The 19,550-nt window shown below is 61.7% G+C and carries 12 protein-coding genes and 1 tRNA gene; 10 read left to right on the top strand and 3 right to left on the bottom strand.

The annotated features are described in order from the left end of the window. Positions 1-497 precede the first annotated feature (497 nt). The 4 genes from DW112_RS03585 (at position 498) to DW112_RS03605 (ending at position 5,017) form a co-directional block, all read left to right on the top strand. Positions 498-1,574: a hypothetical protein gene (locus tag DW112_RS03585; RefSeq protein ID WP_118328343.1), complete on the top strand. Its 1,077-nt coding sequence runs from the start codon at positions 498-500 to the stop codon at positions 1,572-1,574. Continuing rightward, positions 1,574-2,617 (top strand): hypothetical protein, encoded by a 1,044-nt coding sequence (locus tag DW112_RS03590; protein ID WP_118328344.1) that lies wholly within the window; start codon positions 1,574-1,576, stop codon positions 2,615-2,617. Before DW112_RS03585 ends, DW112_RS03590 begins: the two co-directional genes overlap by 1 nt. Before the next feature lie 45 nt (positions 2,618-2,662). Then, positions 2,663-4,840, top strand: a complete 2,178-nt coding sequence (locus DW112_RS09990) for a MurT ligase domain-containing protein (protein ID WP_199585312.1) — start codon at positions 2,663-2,665, stop codon at positions 4,838-4,840. A gap of 100 nt (positions 4,841-4,940) precedes the next feature. After that, a tRNA-Glu gene (locus DW112_RS03605) sits at positions 4,941-5,017 on the top strand. Between the two features lie 194 nt (positions 5,018-5,211). Here the strand turns inward: DW112_RS03605 and DW112_RS03610 are convergent. Beyond that, a complete protein-coding gene (locus tag DW112_RS03610) occupies positions 5,212-7,299 on the bottom strand; it encodes a glutamine synthetase III (RefSeq protein ID WP_117628890.1) in 2,088 nt (695 codons plus the stop codon). A gap of 426 nt (positions 7,300-7,725) precedes the next feature. Here DW112_RS03610 and DW112_RS03615 point away from each other — a divergent pair, with 426 nt between their 5' ends. The 6 genes from DW112_RS03615 to DW112_RS03640 all read left to right on the top strand — a co-directional run bounded on the left by DW112_RS03615 (position 7,726) and on the right by DW112_RS03640 (position 15,086). Continuing rightward, complete coding sequence (locus DW112_RS03615; protein ID WP_118328345.1) at positions 7,726-8,598, top strand: methylenetetrahydrofolate reductase; 873 nt, start codon at positions 7,726-7,728, stop codon at positions 8,596-8,598. Continuing rightward, entirely contained in the window at positions 8,598-9,386 is a 789-nt protein-coding gene (locus DW112_RS03620; RefSeq protein WP_089573171.1) for a hypothetical protein, read from the top strand. The genes DW112_RS03615 and DW112_RS03620 overlap by 1 nt, the downstream gene beginning before the upstream one ends. 9 nt (positions 9,387-9,395) lie before the next feature. Then, on the top strand, positions 9,396-11,951 hold the full coding sequence (locus tag DW112_RS03625; protein ID WP_199585314.1) for a homocysteine S-methyltransferase family protein: 2,556 nt from the start codon (positions 9,396-9,398) through the stop codon (positions 11,949-11,951). A gap of 108 nt (positions 11,952-12,059) precedes the next feature. After that, complete coding sequence (locus DW112_RS03630; RefSeq protein WP_035136908.1) at positions 12,060-13,424, top strand: PFL family protein; 1,365 nt, start codon at positions 12,060-12,062, stop codon at positions 13,422-13,424. A gap of 373 nt (positions 13,425-13,797) precedes the next feature. Beyond that, positions 13,798-14,628, top strand: coding sequence for a methyltransferase domain-containing protein (locus DW112_RS03635; RefSeq protein ID WP_369834928.1), 831 nt, complete (start codon positions 13,798-13,800; stop codon positions 14,626-14,628). Between the two features lie 158 nt (positions 14,629-14,786). Continuing rightward, positions 14,787-15,086 (top strand): YhbY family RNA-binding protein, encoded by a 300-nt coding sequence (locus DW112_RS03640; protein WP_117563618.1) that lies wholly within the window; start codon positions 14,787-14,789, stop codon positions 15,084-15,086. A 68-nt stretch (positions 15,087-15,154) separates the two neighbouring features. On the opposite strand, the gene DW112_RS03645 is transcribed toward DW112_RS03640, so the two are convergent. Together DW112_RS03645 and nagB are read right to left on the bottom strand one after the other, a co-directional pair. After that, positions 15,155-18,154: a BTAD domain-containing putative transcriptional regulator gene (locus tag DW112_RS03645; RefSeq protein WP_117803689.1), complete on the bottom strand. Its 3,000-nt coding sequence runs from the start codon at positions 18,152-18,154 to the stop codon at positions 15,155-15,157. Positions 18,155-18,602: 448 nt separating this feature from the next. Continuing rightward, a complete protein-coding gene (gene nagB, locus DW112_RS03650; protein WP_118328346.1) occupies positions 18,603-19,331 on the bottom strand; it encodes a glucosamine-6-phosphate deaminase in 729 nt (242 codons plus the stop codon). Positions 19,332-19,550 lie beyond the last annotated feature (219 nt).

Below are 19,550 nucleotides of genomic sequence, written 5' to 3' on the forward strand. Positions count from 1 at the left end.
GTGCCTCCTAAACAAGCCCCTCTTAGACTTGCGTATATAACGGAGCACCCGATTGGCTCCGTTAGGACCGTTTTGCGCGTTGCCGGCGATGACAATGCGCGATGTCTAAACGTCTCAACGCTCAGACAAACACTATTCTACCGTTCTGGTTGGTCAGTTATTCACCTAAAGCCGACAATGATGAAACGTTTTTTCTATCCCTGAAGACCCTTGTGGGGCATTCATACTCCCAAGCTGGGCAAACGTTTTATCAAGGTTGACCACATATCCCGGGCAGGACGGTGCTCCTCCAAAATGTGCCCCGTTCGCCGCCAAAAATCGACCGTTTGCGGCACCGTGATACCACTCGGTCGTCCAAGGTGCCGACATTTGTGCGACATCCGTCTTCGTGGTGCAAAGGTGCAAGTCCAAGTGCGGCACCCCCGGTGTGCCACATGCGGGTAAACTAGAACCTTATATAGAGACATTTGAACCCTAACCGCAGCAAAGGAGGCCCCATGGCATTCGATCCCATTCAAGAGGATTGCCATCGCCTCGTTCTTGAGGCCTTGCGCCGCGACAATATCCCGCTCACCGACGGTGCCGCCGTAGAGCGTCTGATGGAACAATTCACCCGCAACCCTGCACCGCTCATCGTGCACGACCGCGACCGCGCCGAGCACCTCATTGCCAAGGTGGTCGAGGCTGTCGACTACCGCATCCCCTTTATCCCCGACGACGCCCAGGCAGAGCAAGAAGAAGCCGCAGCCGAGAACATGCTCCGCGAGGCAGCCGCGCTCGATCCGGCCAACTGGGATGCCCAGCGCATGCTGACGGCGCTCACCGCCGAATCCAACGAGGAATACGTACAGTACCTGGTGTCCAAGTGCGATGAAGTCGAGCATGACCTGGCGCTCAAGATCGCCTCGGCTCAGGACCCCTACGAGCGCGAGGCCGCTGGCGACCTCGCGCGCCGCCCCTATCTGCGCTGGCTTGCCGCCTTGGCATCGCGCGCCCTCATTAGCGGCCGCTATCGCATGTCGCTCGAAGCCGCAAATCGCAGCTTGGACTTTGCGCCCAACGACCCCGCTGGTGTCCGCCACACCGCGATGCTCGCCATGGCAAAACTCGAATACCCCGCCGAGGAGCTCAAGCGCTTTCGCTCCGCTCACTCCGTGCCGTACCTCGCGAATACCCCGCTGCGCCGCCGCCCCAAAGATGCGGAGCGTGACTTGGACCCATGGACGCTCATCGCGCTGATGAGCGCTGCTTGGCGCGAGCTGGACTACGAGGGCGCCGAGCACTACTTGCGCATCCTTGCGCGCTCGTGTCCGCACGCAGCCGAGGCGCTCTACTTCCAAACCGAGTTTCCCGATGGCGTCTATGCCCGCGTCAACGTGGGTGCAGGCTCCACCGACGAGCTTGTCCTTGCGCTGTCCGAGGCGACGCCGGTACTGCAGGAGGGCCTGGGCGCCCCCGACAACGCCAGCTTTGCCGCCTGGATCGCCACCAACGACATCGTGCGCTCCCAGATCGACGAGCGCATCCTGCGCGCGGCCGAGCAGGGGCTTCCATTTAAGGGAGGGGACCTCTAATGGATCCGAGCGTCTACATCCCCGCCTACCTGGAGCGCACCTATCTGGCGTCGCACCCCGAGCTCACCGATGCAGCACGCGAGCTTGTCCATAACGACATTAGCGCGAATCCTCAAAAGTATGCGCAGGCCGAGCATGCCCAGGCACTGCTGTCCTATGCCGGCGTTCATCGCCACCTGCTCGACGAGCTCCATCGCATCGAGGACATGGGCAGCGACGAGGAGTTTGAGCAGACGCGCAACCGCCTGTTCGACGACATGCGCGACGAGCTGCTCAAGATCGTCCGCGTCGATGCGCTGGCCGTCGACGCGCAGCTGCTCGCCATCATCCTGGCCGACACGCCCGTTGACGCCTGCCTGGGCGACCTGATGAAGCTCGAGGCGACCACGGCCGATTACCTGCAGCAAAGCGTGCCCGGGTTCGACATGGAAGCCCCGCACTACTGGGCCAATAATGTTTTGGCCGACGGTGTCACCGCAGCAGACCTTACCGTGAGCGAGCCGGCTCTTATCGGGTGGCTTCACACACTCGAGGCCATCTCGCAGCTGTGCATGGCGAGCGCCCGCTACCGCGCTGCTGCCAACTACGCCCGCCGCGTCCTTAAGGCAGAAGGCTATCCCACCCGAGCTGCCGGCACCGTGTTGCTCGCCCTCGCTCGCCTAGAAGACCAGGACGGCTTTTTTGCCCTGGCCCACCAGCTCGAGGAGCAGATGGGGGCAGACGCACTCGAAAACTCTCCTTGGTACCTGCTCGCCCGCACGATCTTGCTGTTCAAAACAAACAAGATGCGCCCGGCGACGCGCGCGCTGCGTGAGTTCGCTAACCGTTGCGAGGGTGGCGCGTTCTTCTTGCTGAACCCCATGTACCAGACGCCGTATCTTCCCTGCCGACCCGAGCCGCGCGACCCCTGGGACCTTTCGCACCAGGCAGTTTGGGAGGCCGACGGCATTATTTCGGACACCCCCGACTTTGCCCCCTGGGCCAACGCCTGCGAAGATGTATCGCAGCTCGCCCAGGAATTTGCGCGCCGCTACGGCTTTTAGCGACGCGATCGCCCCGACCATGTCATTCACGTTAGGAACGACTTCATGAACTTCCGCTCATCTCTCGCCTGCACCTCGAGCGATATCGCCCGCTGGGGACTGCGCTCTGTCCTCAAACGCCAGGGCGGCGTACTCCCCGGCCGCATCGCCATGAAGATCGACCCCGAGCTGCTAAGCGACCTCGCGAGCCTGGTCGACCGCAGCGTGGTGATCACCGGTACTAATGGCAAGACCACCACCTCCAACCTCATCGCCGACGCCGTTGCCGCCAGCGGCGCCACCGTGGTATGCAACCGCGCCGGCAACAACATGGAGCCGGGCGTGGTGGGCGCACTGCTCGAGGCGCGCAGCGGCCTCAAGCGAGCCGGCGGCGGCAAGCGCGTGGGCGTTTTTGAATGCGATGAGCTCTACACCGTGCGCGTCCTGCCCAAGCTCAAGCCGACGTACTTCGTGCTGCTCAACCTGTTCCGCGACCAGCTAGACCGCTACGGCGAGATCGACCATACCCAAGACGTCATTGCCCATGCGTTGGAGCTCTCTCCGGCAACAACGCTCATCTACAACGCAGACGACCCACTGTGTGCCGCGATCGCCGCACGCGTCCCCAATATGAGCATCGCCTTTGGCATCGACGGCGCCACCAACACCGAGTCCGACCGTATTAGCGACTCGCGCTTTTGCTCACAGTGCAATGCGCCGCTGGAGTATGACTACGTGCAATACGGCCAGCTCGGCGCCTACCATTGCCCCTCGTGCGGCTGGGGTCGCCCCGCGCTGCTCCGCCGCGTGACGGGCGTTGAGCTCGGCTGCGACGGCTACGGCTTTGACCTGGCCTTTGGACCTGAGGCCAACGCGCCCGCCGTGCACATCGCCACGCGCTACAACGGCCTGTACATGGTCTATAACGTCGCCGCCGCCTTCTTTGCGGCGCACGAGCTGGGCGTGGACGCGGCGCACCTGCAGCCCACGCTTAATGCCTACGTGCCCGCCGGCGGACGCATGGGCCGCTGGGATATTGCCGGCCGCACCGTCGAGGCCAACCTGGCCAAGAATCCCGTGGGCTTCGATCGCCAGATCCAGTCCATTAAAACGGCAGGTGGCAAGCTCTGCGCCTTCTTCCTAAACGATAACGATGCCGACGGCCACGATGTCTCGTGGATCTACGATGTCGACTTCGAGCGCATCGCCGACACGCCGGATCTTGTCGCCTTTGCCGGAGGCACGCGTGCGCACGACATGCAGGTACGCCTCAAGTACGCCGGCATCGATGCCGCGATTATCTCGGACATCGCGCAGGCGATCGGTGCCGTGGCAGACGAGGCCGCCGATGACACCTTCTACGCCGTCGCCAACTACACGGCCTTCCCGCCGCTGGTCAAAGAACTCGACGGGCTGAAGGGTGCCGATGCAGCCACGGTTGCTGCCCGCGCCGTAGTCCGTGCCGACGGCAGCGCTCTTCCTGTCGGCATCGCGCCGGTCGAGCTTTCGCGTCCCCTGCGCATCGTCTACCTGTATCCCGATGCCCTTAACCTCTACGGTGACGGCGGCAATGTTATCGCGCTCGAGCGCCGCTGCGCCTGGCGTGGCATTCCCGTGCGTGTAGACGAGGTCCGTATGGGCGAGACGCTTGATTTGACCGATGCCGATATCGTCATGATGGGTGGCGGCTCCGACCGCGACCAGCTAGCCGTGGCACACGAGTTGCTCGCCCAAAAAGACAAGGTCGCGGCCTATGTTGAGGATGGCGGCTCACTGCTTGCCATCTGCGGCAGCTATCAGCTGCTCGGCCGTTCGTACTATATGGGCGAGGATCGCATCGAGGGTCTGGGCGTCATTGCCGCCGAGACAGTGCGCGGCTCCGACCGCCTGATCGGCAACGTCGCCGTCAAGACCGACCTGGCACCCGAGCCCTTTGTGGGATTCGAGAACCACGGCGGCCGCACCCTGCTCGACGCAGAGGCGACGCCGCTCGGAACGTCCGTCGTCGCGGGCACCGGCAACAACGGCGACGATGGCTTTGAGGGCCTCATCCACAAGGGAGTCATCGGCACGTACTTACACGGGCCGGCACTGCCCAAGAACCCCGAGCTCGCCGACTGGCTCATCGCCCACGCCCTCGAACGCCGTGGCGACGCACAGGCCGCCGCCCTGTTGCCGCTCAAACCCCTCGACGACGCCTACGAGCACGCCGCCCACGACGCCGCCATGAAGCTCCTCCCCTAGCACCCCACCACCACAAAGGGGACAGGTACCTTTGTGGTGGTTTTCCAGTTTGCCAACGATATACGCGCCGGCAAAAAAGTCTGCTATACTCTTTCCCGCTGTCCCCATCGTCTAGCGGCCAAGGACGCCACCCTTTCAAGGTGGATATCGCGGGTTCGAATCCCGCTGGGGGCACCATTTGAAACGAGAAGCCCGTTACCCCCGCGGTGATGGGCTTTTTGCTACCCCAACGCCGGGATTCGAACCCGACAGGGTGCGGATCCCGGCAAATCGGCGGCAAAACGGACTCCAAAGCGTCCTTCGCAAACAAAAACCGGGGCCCGCATGATGTGGACCCCGGCTCAATACCGTGACGATATGTCGGTTACGTCCTACACGTAGAACAGAATGTCGTCGTAGGTCGGAACCGGCCAGTAGTCGGCAGCCACGATCTCCTCCATGGCGTCCACGGCGGCACGCAGCGTATCCATAGCGGGAACGACCTCGTGTGCATACACGTTGGCCTGCTCCTGGCCATCGAGAGCCTCGGCCTTCTGATGCACGGCGTCGAGCGCCTTAATGGAGTCGTTGATGGCGGTGATACCGTTGCAGAGCTTGTTGAGCGTGTTCTGCTCGCACTGCATAGCGGCCTCAGCACCGGCGGCACGAATAGTCTCAAGGCCCTTAGCGACCTTGGTGGCATAGGCGGTAATGACCGGGCGATAGGTACGACGCGCCTCGCGAACCATCGTGGTGGCCTCGATGTTCATGAGCTTGTTGTACTTCTCGAGCTTGCAGTCGTAGCGACACTGAGCCTCGGCCTTGGTCAGGACGCCCGTCTCCTCAAAGAGCGCGATAGCCTTATCGGAAACAAAGGCGGGCAGGGCGTCGGCCGTAGTCTTGTTGTTGGCAAGGCCGCGCTTCTCGGCCTCGATGGGCCACTCGTCGGAGTAACCGTCGCCGGAGAACAGGATGCGCTGGTGATCGGTCAGCACCTTCTTGCAGTACTCGAGCGCGGCGTCCTGGAACTTATCCTCGGGCGTACCCTCGAGTGCGTCGGCGAAGGACTTGAGCGACTTGGCCACGGCGGCATCGAGCACCAGGTTGGAGTCGGAGACGTTCTGCTCGGAGCCGCAGGCACGGAACTCGAACTTGTTGCCGGTGAAGGCAAACGGGGAGGTGCGGTTGCGGTCGGTGTTGTCCTGCATCAGCTTGGGCAGGGTATCGGCGCCCAGGTCAAGCACGCCGCGCGTGGCATGGACGGAAGCCTTGCCATCGATGATCTTCTCGACGACCTCGGTAAGCTGGTCGCCCAGGAAGATGGACATAATCGCCGGAGGAGCCTCGTTGGCGCCCAGACGATGATCGTTGCCGGCCGAGGCAACGGAGGCACGCAGGAGCTCCTGATAGTTATCGACGGCCTCGATCACCGCGGTGAGGAAGACGATGAACTGCAGGTTGTCGAGCGGGGTGTCGCCCGGGTCGAGCAGGTTCTCGGACTCGGTGCCAAGCGACCAGTTGTTGTGCTTGCCCGAACCGTTGATGCCCTCAAAGGGCTTCTCGTGCAGCAGGCAGACCAAGTCGTGACGGGAGGCGATGAGCTTCATCTTCTCCATCATGACCAGATTCTGGTCGATGGCCTCGTTGACCTCGCCGTAGACAGGGGCGAGCTCATGCTGGCAGGGAGCGACCTCGTTGTGCTTGGTCTTGGCAGGAATGCCAAGCGCCCACAGTTCATCGTCCAGGTCCTTCATATAGGACGAGACGGTGGGGCGGATAGCGCCAAAGTAGTGCTCCTCGAGCTCCTGGCCCTTGCAGGGAGCAGCACCAAAGAGGGTGCGCCCGGTGATGACCAGGTCCCTGCGCTTGCGGTAAGCGTCCTTCTTGATCAGGAAGTACTCCTGCTCATCGCCCACGGAAGGAACGACCTTCTTGGGGGTCTTACCAAACAGCGCCAAAACGCGCTTGGACTCACGCGAGAGTGCGGTCATGGAGCGCAGCAGCGGGGTCTTCTTGTCCAAGGCCTCGCCCGTGTAGGAGCAAAAAGCCGTGGGGATGCACAGGACATCGTCCTTAATGAATGCGGGGCTGGTGGGATCCCAAGCGGTGTAGCCACGGGCCTCGAAGGTGGCACGCAGGCCGCCGTTGGGGAAGCTGGAGGCGTCCGGCTCGCCCTGGATGAGGTTCTTGCCCGTAAACTTGGTAATGGCGGTGCCGTCGTGGTTGGGCTCGAGGAAGCTGTCGTGCTTCTCGGAAGTAATGCCCGAAAGCGGCTGGAACCAGTGCGCGTAGTGCGTCGCGCCCTTGGAGATGGCCCAGACCTTCATGGCGTGGGCAACGGCGTTGGCCACATCCAGGTCGAGCGGCTCACCGTCCTCGAGGGTTGCAGCAAGGCGCTTCCAAATGTCCTTGGGGAGGTAGTCCTTCATGACTTCCTCAGAGAACACCATGGTCCCGAAGCGGTCAGTAAGTTCGGCCATACGGAACTCCCTTCGTATCGGCACCGCGTGAGAAGCGGTGTTGATTACTAACGAACGAGTCATAGATTAGGCTCGTCGTGTTTCCGCAACATTACCGTTATGTTGCTGTCACGAAACCAATCAATGAGGTTACCGCATCGCGGCGGCGTTGCCGCCCTCAACAGCCAATCAACTGTATAAATTGCAGACCTCTCCCCATGGTTTAAGGGTAGTCAATTTGGGATGGGGCTCTATTAACTGGTATTTCGCATCAGATACCAGTCTTTATAGACCCATCCTAGATTGACCGCTCTGCTATAGGGAATGTCGATAGCAAGGCATCTTTGATTGGTATCCCCGAATAGCGAGTGAAACTCCACCGTGACACAGTGGTGCTGTAGAATCCTTACAACACATCACACTATTACGTATCTAAAGGAGCACGATATGCGCGTCGACGAGGTTTTTAAGCAGGCAGCATCCCAGGGCACCGCACCCGTTTCGTTTGAGATGTTCCCGCCCAAGGGCGAGCTTACCCTCAACACGGCTCGCGAGGTGGCAGGCAATCTGTGCAAGCTTTCGCCGAGCTTTGTCTCGGTCACCTGCTCTGCCGGCGGCTCGGGCAACGGCGCCACCACCGCCCCCATCGCGCATATGATTACGAGCGAATTCGATACGCCCTCGGTGGCGCACCTCACCTGCGTGGGCCGCTCGCACGCCGATATCGCCGCCAAGATCGACGAATACCGCTCCGCCGGCGTAGAAAACATCCTGGCCCTGCGCGGTGATCTGCCCGCTGGCGCGACCGAGGATGACAAGCCCGCCTCGGACTACGCCTACGCCCGCGAGCTCATCCCCGAGCTTGTCGACGCCGGCTTTTGTGTGGGCGCCGCGGCCTACCCCGAGGGCCACATTGCCTGTGAGGACCTCAACGCTTCGGTCGAATACCTCAAGCAAAAACAGGACGCCGGCGCGAGCTTCTTTGTGACGCAGCTCTTCTTTGACAACGAGTGCTTCTACCGCTTCCGCGAGCTTGCCGACAAGGCGGGCATCACGGTGCCCATCACCGCGGGCATCATGCCGTTTATGGGCAAGTCCCAGATCAGCCGCATGGTCTTTATGTGCGGCGCATCGCTGCCCTCCCCCGTCATCAAGATTCTCGCCAAGTACGAGAACGACCCCGAGAGCCTGCAGGCAGCCGGTGTAGATTATGCCGCCCGTCAGCTTTGCGACCTTAAGGAGCACGGTGCCGCCGGTCTGCACCTGTACACTATGAATCGTCCTGCGATCGCCGCGACCATTATGGAGCGCCTGGGGTAATGGAAAAACCGCACATCGATACAACCGCTGTCGAAGTGCCGGCCGACCTTGCGTCGCCGGCGCTTTACCGTGTCGATGCTGCGCACCATCCCCGTGTCGACCGTGCCGAGATGCTGCGGTATCTGGGCTACGGCGGCCAGCAGATTGAGCCCGAGCTGTCACGACGTATTGAGCTTGTGGTCGAGCGCCTTGAGCTGGACATTGAGCCCCGCGGCGTGCGGCGCGTGTTTACCGTCGATGCCACGGGCGTGGACGAGCAGGGAGAGCCTTGCATCCGTCTGGTTGGCACCAACGTTGAGCTGCGCGGTCGCGACATCTATCGACATCTCAAGGACGCCCGCATGGCCGCGCTCATGGCATGCACCCTCGGCATGGACGCCGAGCGTCGTCTGCGCACCACGGGAGCTCAGCAGCCCCTAGAGGGAGCCGTGCTCGACGCCGCATGCTCTGCCTATGTAGAAGCCGCCGTTGAGCAAATGGACCAGCAGGTCAAGACGGACGCCGCCGTTCATGGGCTCGCCGGCAACTGGCGCTTTAGTCCCGGCTATGGCGACTGCCCGCTCTCGGCCCAGCGCTCGATCGTGAATGCGCTCAACGCCACGCGGCTCATCGGGCTTACCGTCACGCCCACCAGCCTGCTCATGCCCACCAAGAGCGTGACCGCGGTGATTGGTCTGTTTGACGGCGAAGTCCACGACGCCCAGAGCCGCCCCACCTGCAATATCTGCCGCATGCGCGAGCACTGTCGCTTCCGTGCCGCCCACACCACCTGCTATTCCAGCCATTAGGAGCCCTCGATGTTTACTCCGCTTATCACTCATGATCTGGACGGTGCTGCGCTGGCGGCACCTGTCAATGCCGCGCGCTGCAACGGCGCCGCGTACAAGACGCGCACGATCGACGATCTGCGCATTAAGGACGATCGCCTGCGTGCGGCCATCGAGGGCACGGGGCACTTGCTGTTCGACGGCGGCATGGGCACCATGTTGCAGGCCGCTGGTATGAAGGCAGGCGCCCTGCCCGAGCTGCTCAACTTTGAGGAGCCCCAGGTCATTACCGACATTCAGCGACAGTACGTCGAGGCCGGCTGCGACGTGATCACCGCCAACACCTTTGGCGCCAACGCCCACAAGCTCGACGGTACCGCCACCGTGGCAGATGTCTTTGCCGCCGCTGTCGCCTGCGCCCGCGCAGCCGGTGCCCACTACGTCGCCGGCGATATCGGCCCCATCGGCGCGCTGCTGCGCCCCTTGGGTACCCTCAGCTTCGACGAGGCCTGCGACCTCTTTGCCGAGGAAGTGCGCGCCGGCGTCGATGCGGGCGTGGACCTCTTTATTATCGAGACCATGACCGACCTTGCCGAGATCAAGGCGGCCGTCCTCGCCTGCCGAGAGAACTCCGACCTGCCCGTCTTTGCCACCATGACCTTTGAGGAAGACGGTCGCACGTTCCTGGGCACGAGTCCCGAGGTGGCCGCCATCACGCTCGACGCCATCGGCGCCGACGTTTTGGGCATCAACTGCAGCCAGGGACCGGCCGAGCTCCGAGGGCTCGCCGCACGTATGCTCACCGTTACGGACAAACCCGTTATGGTGCAGGCCAATGCGGGACTGCCCCACGTGGACGACGACGGTAATACCGTCTTCGACATCCAGGCCCCCGAATACGCCAAAGCCGTCGCCGGCATGATTGAGGACGGCGTGAGCGTCGTGGGCGGCTGCTGCGGCACCACGCCCACGCACATGGCGGCACTTCGCACGCTTATCGATAACCACACGCCCAGTCCGCGCCACCGCAAGCCCAGCATGTCGGTCACAAGTGCCCAGACTGTGGTGGACCTTCCCTGCGACGGCCACAAGATTGCCGTCATCGGCGAGCGCATCAATCCCACCGGCAAAAAGCGCCTGCAGCAGGCCCTGCGCGACGGCGACCTGGACTACGTCGTGAGCCAGGGCATCAGCCAGCAAGAACAGGGCGCCGACATCCTGGACGTCAACGTGGGCCTGCCCGAGATCGACGAGGTCAAGGTCATCCAGCAAGCGACCGAGCAGCTCCAAGGCTCCACGCTGCTGCCGCTGCAGATCGACTCCACCGACCCCGCCGCCGTCGAGGCCGCCGTACGTCGCTACGCCGGCAAGCCCATCATCAACTCGGTCAACGGCAAGCAGCAGATCATGGACGAGATCTTCCCGCTGGTCGCCCACTACGGCACCAACGTTGTCGGCCTCACGCTCGACGAAGGTGGCATCCCCGATACCGCCGAGGCTCGCTTCGCCATCGCCGAGCGCATCGTGACCGAGGCCGCCCGCTACGGCATTGGCCCGGACCGCATCCTCATCGACTGCCTGGTCATGACCGCCTCGACCAATCAACGCCAGGCCGAGCAGATCCTGCGCGCCATGTCCCTGTGCAAGGAGCGCCTGGGTGTCAAATGCGCGCTCGGCGTGTCGAACATCAGCTTCGGTCTGCCTGCCCGCCCGCTGCTGGGCTCGGTCTTTTTGGCCGCCGCCTTTGGCGCAGGCCTCGACGCCCCCATCATGAACCCGGGCTCTAAGCGCTTTATGGATACCGTCTACAGCTATCGCGTGCTGAGCGTTGAGGACGAGGGCTCGACCGGATACATCGAGCGCTACGCCGGCTGGACCGATCCGTATAAGATTGCCGCCAACCCGGCGGCCGCCCAGTCAGCATCGAGCGATGCCGCACCTGCCGCAAGCACCACCGCAAGCGCCGATGACGACCCCATCCGCCACATGGTCGTCTCGGGCCGCAAGGGCGAGATCGCTGCCGAGACCGAGCGCCTGCTGGCAGACCACGACGCTATGGACCTCATCAACAACCACTTTATCCCCGCCCTCGACGAAGTTGGCGTCCTCTTTGACCAGGGCAAGTTCTTCTTGCCGCAGCTTATGGCCTCAGCCGAGGCCGCACGCGTGGGCTTCGACACCATCAAGCGCCTGATGCCCGCCGGCGAGATCGCCGACAAGGGCAAGATCTGCGTGGCCACCGTCAAGGGCGACATCCACGATATTGGCAAGAACATCGTCAAAATGCTGCTCGATAACTACGGCTACACCGTCTTTGACCTAGGCCGCGACGTCGACCCGCAAGAGGTGCTCAAGACCGTACAGGAGCGTGACATTAAGCTCGTCGGCCTCTCGGCGCTTATGACCACCACCGTCGTCGCCATGGAGGAGACCATCAAGTTGCTCCATGCCGAGGTGCCGGGCGTCAAGATCATCGTAGGCGGCGCCGTGCTCACCCCCGAATACGCCAAGCAGATCGGCGCGGACTACTACGCCAAGGATGCCGCCGAAAGCGCGCGCATCGCCGAAGAGGTCTTTGGGCAGTAACACAACGGAAACAACCGAGCACCAAAACGTGCCGCATGCGCCACTTGGCACGTGCGGCACGTTAGAATAGAAAAGACTATGCTCGTTTTGGCAGATAGGAGCGCAAGGATGGCGATCACGCCCGCAGAAATCGCGGAAACCCGCGGCATGGTTGAGGAGCAGAACCTCGACATCAGGACCATCACCATGGGTGTTTCGCTCATGGGTTGCGGTGACGAGAACCTCGACCGCATGTGCACGAAGATCTACGACCACGTGACGCACACGGCTGAGCATCTGGTCGAGACCGCCGAGAACCTCGAGCGCGAGTACGGTATCCCCATCGTCAACAAGCGCGTCTCCGTTACCCCGGTGGCGCAGATCGCCGCTTGCTGCAAGGATGAGGACCTCACCCCTATCGCGCACGCCCTCGACCGCGCGGCCGAGACGCTCGGCATCGACTACCTGGGCGGCTTCTCCGCACTCGTCCAGAAGGGCATCGGCGACGCCGACCGCCGCGTCATCCAGTCCATCCCCCAGGCGCTCGCCACCACGAGCCGCGTCTGCTCCAGCGTCAACGTCGCCAGCCTGCGCGCCGGTATCAACATGGACGCCGTGCTCATGGCCGCCCAGACCATCATCGATGCCGCTAAACTCACGGCCGACCAGGATTCCGTCGGCGCTTCCAAGTTTGTCTGCTTTGCCAATATGGTCGAGGACTCCCCGTTTATGGCGGGCGCCGTCCACGGCGGTGGCGAGGCCGACGCCGTCATCAACGTAGGCGTCTCGGGCCCCGGCGTTATGGCCGCAGCCCTGGAGACGCTGCCCGATTCCGCATCGATGATGGAAGTCGCCGAGAAGATCAAGCAGACCGCCTTTAAGATCACCCGTGCCGGCGAGCTCATGAGCCGCGAGGCCGCCCATCGCCTGGGTGTCGAGAAGGGCATCGTCGACCTGTCGCTGGCTCCCACGCCTGCCATCGGCGACTCCGTCGCGCGCATCCTCGAGATCATCGGCGTGGGCACCTGCGGTGGCCCGGGCACGACCTGCGCGCTCGCCATGCTCAACGATGCCGTCAAGAAGGGCGGCGTCATGGCCAGCTCCAGCGTGGGCGGTCTCTCCGGCGCTTTCATCCCCGTGTCCGAGGACGCCGGCATGATCGCCGCCGTCGAAGCCGGTGCGCTTTCGCTCGAGAAGCTCGAGGCCATGACCTGCGTGTGCTCCGTCGGCCTGGACATGATCGCCATCCCCGGCGACACCCCGGTCGAGACCATCGCCGGCATCATCGCCGACGAGATGGCCATCGGCGTCATCAACAACAAGACCACGGCCGTCCGCGTGATTCCCGCCATCGGCAAGGGCGTGGGCGACTGCGTCGAGTACGGCGGCCTGTTCGGCCGTGCACCCATCATGCCGGTGAACCCCAACGCCGGCACCGTGCTTGCCCATCGCGGTGGACGTTTCCCGGCGCCGCTGAACTCGCTGAAGAACTAGCTGAGGGGGACTGGCGAGGAGCCCCGGGGAGGGCAAATATATAAGGTCGCCTGCTCGGACAGTCCTGGCTCGCACGGAGAGCACATTAAGTGCTCTCCGGCTCGTGCGGAACTCGCGATCGACCTTATATATTTGCCCTCCCCGGGGCTCCCGCACAACGGGCCCTCGGTTGGGTTCTATCCCTTTGGCAGTCGCTTCGCTTCTGCCCTACTTTGCTGGTATGGCGGTTTGGCGTTGGATCGGTTCTTTCTGATATATGCTGGTTGCGGCTCTTCTTTTGGGAGGAGTCGCTTTTTTGTTGCTAGGAGGTTGGCCCGTGGCTGATGGGGAGAATCGTTCTGAGCTGCTTTCCACAGATTGGAATCTGGAGTGGATGCGTCTGCAAGCTGATCGGCGGCGGGCTGACGATTCTTTTGAGTGGGATAAAAGGGCTCGGCATTTTCGGCCGTTGGAGACTGCCCCTTATGCTCGGGATTTTATAAAGCTGCTGGCGCTTGAGCCCAGCGAGTCGGTACTCGATATGGGGTGCGGGGCTGGGTCGATTGCTATTCCGCTTGCTCAGGCTGGGCATCCTGTGATTGCTGCTGACTTTTCCCCTGCCATGTTGGGCACGCTTGATGCTGGCATTGAGTACTATGGGCTCGAAGATCGCATTACGCCGCTTGAGCTTGCTTGGGACGATGATTGGGATTTGGTTGGGCCGGTTGCCAAGACTGTGGATGTTGCCTTTGCCAGTCGTTCCGTCACCACAAATGACCTAAAAGGTGCGCTTGCCAAGCTCGACCGTACGGCTCGTCGCCGTTGTACTGTCACGATGGTCGCTAACTCCAGCCCGCGCTATGATCTGCACTTGATGAACGCTATCGGCGCCTCGGTTACCTGCAGTAATGGCTTTGTGTACGCCTTCAACATCCTCATTCAGATGGGTGCCCTGCCGCAGGTCACGTACTTTGAATCGCCGCGTCGCGATACCTTCGACAGTCTTGAAGCGGGCGTGGCGGACTTTTCCCGCATGCTTGAGCATGGCAACGAGGATAAGGTCGACCGTCTGCGCGACTACATCGCCCAACACATGATCGAGAATCCCCATGCCGGTGAGCCGGGCTCCAAGGGTGTGCCGCAGGGACGCTACATGCTCGACCACGTCCGCAAGGTCCGTTGGGCATTTATTGCATGGGATCCAGTCTCTGCGCCCAGCTCATAGCCTGTTCGCAGCCCACGCCGCCCACTCACTCGGCATCCGCATTCTTTTTGAACTGGGCAAACGCGCTCCACACCGCGCCGTTCCTGCGCTATCGTGGGACAGCTCACGTAGATTAAGGCCCCGTCGCGGGGCGCCCCATACATAGAAAGCGAGAACCCATGGCACTGACAGGAGCCCAGGTCAAGCAGCTTCGCAGCATGGCCCATCACCTCAACCCCGCCATCATCATCGGTAAGTCCGATGTCAACGAGGGCACCGTCGAGCAGACGGTCGCCTACCTGGAGAAGCACGAACTCGTTAAGTGCTCCGTGCTCGATGGCTCCAGTCTTTCCGCCCGCGAGGCCGCCGAAGAGCTCTCCGAGCGTTGCCACGCCGAGGTCGTCCAGGTCATCGGCCGCAAGTTCTCGCTGTATCGCGAGTCCTCGCGCAAGGACATCGAGAAGATCAAGCTCGTCTAAGAGCCAATGATCCGGCGAGCCAACACATAGCAAGCTTACGGGTGCCCAAGTACTTCGGGCGCCGGTTTTTATCGCTCGACCAGCACGCGATTGAGCCGCCCCTCCACCAAGCGCTCGTATAGACGCCGCGTCTCGGGCTCGGGCACGCCATTGACCTGCTCCCTTAGATGGTGCATATGCCCGCTGTACAGCTCGACGATATCGCGCCGCCGCCCCGCCGCGCTGTAGACGCGCATGGCGCAGCGCACCATATCCTCACGCGCCGTTTCCTGCCGAAGCCCCGACTCCGCCAGCCAAATCGCCGACTGCAGGTCGTTTTCTTCTAGGGCGGCATTTGCTCCCTTAATCATGCAATCGATGTACTTTGACTGCATAATGCGTCGCATACGCAAAAAGTAGGTGGGGTTACAGCCATTGGGAACATACAGCGGCCCGGCATAAAGCTGCTCAATCTTAAGGCACAGCTCAACTAAATGGGGCCCGCGCGCACCCGTGCGATTTCCCAAAACCTCGCGGCTTATCTGGTCAAACAGCCGTACATCGGTCTTGACGTAGTCGCCGTTGAGTCCGATGCATTCATTTTGGATGAGCACACACGACTTGCCATCCGGCGTCGGTCCCAAAGCCGACCGCAAGCGCGATATCGTCGAGTACAGGTTGTTGCGGGCGCTATTGAACTCGGCATGGGGCCACAACTCCATGGCCAGCGTCTCACGATCGACGAGCGCATCCATGCCCAGCGCAAGCCGCTCGGCAAGTGTCGCCGCCTTCTTGCGGCGCCACATTTTGTCCGTGATGGGAAACCCGTCGCGCTCGGCGCGAAACGCGCCAAACATGCGAATCTCGATATGGTCAATGGTATCAACGGCTTCAACCTCGCCGGCCTGGAACAGGCGCTCGCCCTCCCCTTCCAAATCGTCGCGCAGCGAGTACCGCGACAGCTCGCGCACGGGAAGCTTCTTGCGAATCCTGGTCGCCGGCTCGCCCAGACAATGCATGGCAAGGCGCGCAAAGAGCCGATACGATGGCTCCAGAATCCCCGCACGATTCATGGACATCCAGGCCGCAAGATCGCTGTCTCGGCCCGCACAGGCCAAATGCAGCGCCACCATCCAGGCCTCCGCTCCACCAACCTGCGTCTGGCTTATATCGAGCAACTCCGCTTCCTCACGCACCGAAACCATCGAGGTGTTACGCAGATACGCCGCGCGCTCCAGCAGCAATGCGTTATCGCGCATGTACGCAATCGACTCCTCGGCAAGTTTGAGCACTTGGACCGCACGGAACTTTGCATTAACCGGCCGTCCCTCTGCCAGCGACTGCCAGCCTTCTAGCAACAGGCCAAACAGCTGAATCTGGTTGTCGCGCATGCGCACGGCAAAACGATCGAGCTCGTTGAATGCCGCGTCGTCGGTTACCGGCAAGCCGGAAAGGAGCCGCCGTGCCGCCAACACCATGCGCACCCAGATAGCCATCGCCTTGAGCCCACGTACGTCGAGCGCCTCCCGCACCACCGTCATCTCGTCGTCGCGCTCGTCGGTTCCCGCAAACGACCCGTCAAAAAGCTCCACCAGCATGCTGTCGGCCCGTATAACAATCCCCGCGATGTCGAGCTCGCAGTCGTAGGCCTTGCTCGTTTTGAGCTGCTGTAGAACGCCGCCGTCATCTCCCCGCTCGGTCAGGCAGCGCTTGACCTCGATATGCGCGGACAACATATCGAGCGCGGTATGGGATGTCTCGATTTCTGGCACGGTCAGGTTCGTAGGAAGCCCAAGCCCGTTGTCCCCATAGCAAACAGCCGTCAGTGTCTGGGCCACCCTCCATGAAACAGGGTCTATTTCGCAGGCCGCCCGTTCGCCCCCGCGCTCGATGACCGATGCCATATAGCGAGCGAGCTTTGTATTGGACACGCTGACCGCTGCCAGATATACGCCAAGCGCCTCGGCAGGCGTTGGCTCTGGAGCCGGATCCTCGGCATCGATCGTGCCCAGCGCTGCTCGGCAGATATCGGCCCCGTGCCCCGTCAGAGCCAGATCGACCCCATACTGCCCAGCAAGTTCAAGGACCGCATCACGGTCCAAAAAGGCGTCCGCCAGGCCCATCGCCGCATCGCATCGGCCCGCCTTAAGCAAAATCCGGGCCGCCCTCGGAACAAGTTCGGGGCGAACCTCGGCCACCAACTTACGCAAGCGCAAGCGTCCGTTATCCTCCGTGCCCAGACACGTAAAACTCCGCTCGGCAGGGTCCAAGCCAAAGATCGGGTAGTCGCGTACGAAGTAGGACTGGTCGACCATCGATAGCCTCACCCCGCAAGCCTCGAGTTCTGCGATATTGCCCTCGCCCATCAAAATCATGAGACATGCCACGCAAAACAGTGCATTATTGTCGAGCGAAGCCAGGTCGACAAGTGCCGCGCCATATACGTTGACAATCTCGTTTTCGAGCAGACCGGCTACGTCGCCTTGGCCATACAGACCCGTCTGCAATGCCGAAACGAGCTCGGGCACGCCCTGCGTGAGCTGATAAAAGTCGAGCGATGTGCTGATCGAAAACGCCGATGCCCACGCCGAATACTCATAGGCATGCACCTTGAGCATCTGCGCATTGATCTTAACCGAATCGCCCAGCCCATGAATCAGTTGACGATTTGAAGGACGGCAGGAGATAAAGACCCCCACCCCCATAGCGCGCAGGCCGCGAATCCTGTCGATGAGGTCTTCGGTATCGTGCTGATCGAGGTTTGGCACATTATCAATCGCGATAAGGGAGTGCGGTTTGTCTTTGAGTTCTTCGGTAACCACCTCGAGCTGCATAAACACCTCGCGCCCAGTGGCGCGATCGGCCTCGATAATCCGCACGGGGCCTCGCGTCGGGTCGCATTTAACCTCATGGGTGTACTGCAGTAGCACCGAGGTCTTCCCAAACCCGTCGGGCGCATAAAGAACCACGATGCCAGCCTTTCGGCCCTTGGCGAGAAGCTCATTCATCAAGCGTTCGCGTCGCACCATATAGCCACCGCCCAGCGGCATCAGCTCGAGGTCGTCCATACTGCCCAAATCGTTTACCATGCCCGCTCCTCAACTCGACCGTATGGACACTGTAACCGCAAGACCATACAAGCCGCGCTATGAATAGAGCGACCTTGTGTTCTAGGTTGTCTTTTGGTACGCAAGCGGCAAGTTTTTGTACAGCGAGGGCCGATTGTTATTAATCCCCCGACTAATCGGTCTTTAAGCAGGTAAATGAGCTTGTCAGCTTGTCCCATCTAAGCGGCAGTGTAACGCAAATGAACAAGGTTCAGCTATGTCATTCAACTCGCCTAGCACCCGCTACCGTCTACGACCTTTTAGTGGCATTTTTGCATAGAATCTGGTATGGAATGAATCAAGCTGTTGGGCATCCGGCATTCGTCAAGCTTGCGGCAAGATTTTGGTCAAGCGGGCGGAGAGGGATAACAAAAAGGCCCCCGCAAAGCGGAGGCCTTAGGCAAGGCTATGTCGAGATGCAGGATTCGCGCTACTCGCAGAGCGAAAGGGCGGCCTCGTCGGCAACGACAACGCAGTTGGTGTGCAGCTGCAGGATCGAAGCCGGGCACGCGGGCGTAACCGGACCATAGCACATGTCATGCACGGCCTGAGCCTTGGCCTCGCCGTTGGCGACGACTAGGATCATGCGGGCATACATGATGGTCTGGGTACCCATGGTGTAGGCCTGACGGGGAACATCGTCGATGCTGTCGAACAGGCGGCTGTTGGCCCGAATGGTGCTCTCGGTGAGGTCGACGCAGTGCGTGCCCTTGGAGAAGTGGTCATCGGGCTCGTTGAAACCGATGTGGCCGTTGTTGCCAATGCCGAGCAGCTGCAGATCCGGGTAACCGGCGGCGGCGACGATCTTGTCGTACTCAGAGCAGGCAGCGGCGGCGTCGGGGTTGGAACCGTCGGGCACATGCGTGTTGTTCAGGTCGATGTTGATGTGATCGAAGAAGTTCTCACGCATGAAGTAGTGATAGCTCTGGGGATCGTCGTGCGAAAGGCCGCGATACTCGTCCAGGTTGTAGGTGCTGACCTCGGCAAAGTCGACGTCGCCCTTCTCGTACCAAGCAGCGAGCTGCTTGTAGGCACCGATCGGGGTGGAGCCGGTGGCAAGACCCAGCACGCAATCGGGCTTGAGGATAACCTGCGCCGAGATGATATTGGCGGCCTTGCGGCTCATATCCTCGTAGTCTTTAGCTTTAATGATCTTCATTACGCGTCCTTTCTCGTACAAGAGAGGCAAGGCTCCCCTTACAAGCACTTGCCCGCGGCCCGCGTCGGCCGCAACCAACGTGTGCGGCCACCAGGGCGAGGTCGCGTAATGTATGTGTCTCGTGTCTAGCCGCGTCGAGGCCCCTGCCCGTCCACGGTGACCCAAAGCCGTTTAGCTTCGGACAAATCCCATCTTGCCACGGAGGGGGGCCCCTTTCCA

The sequence above is a fragment of the Collinsella sp. AM09-41 genome, from assembly GCF_003473245.1.
Classification (GTDB): Bacteria; Actinomycetota; Coriobacteriia; order Coriobacteriales; family Coriobacteriaceae; genus Collinsella.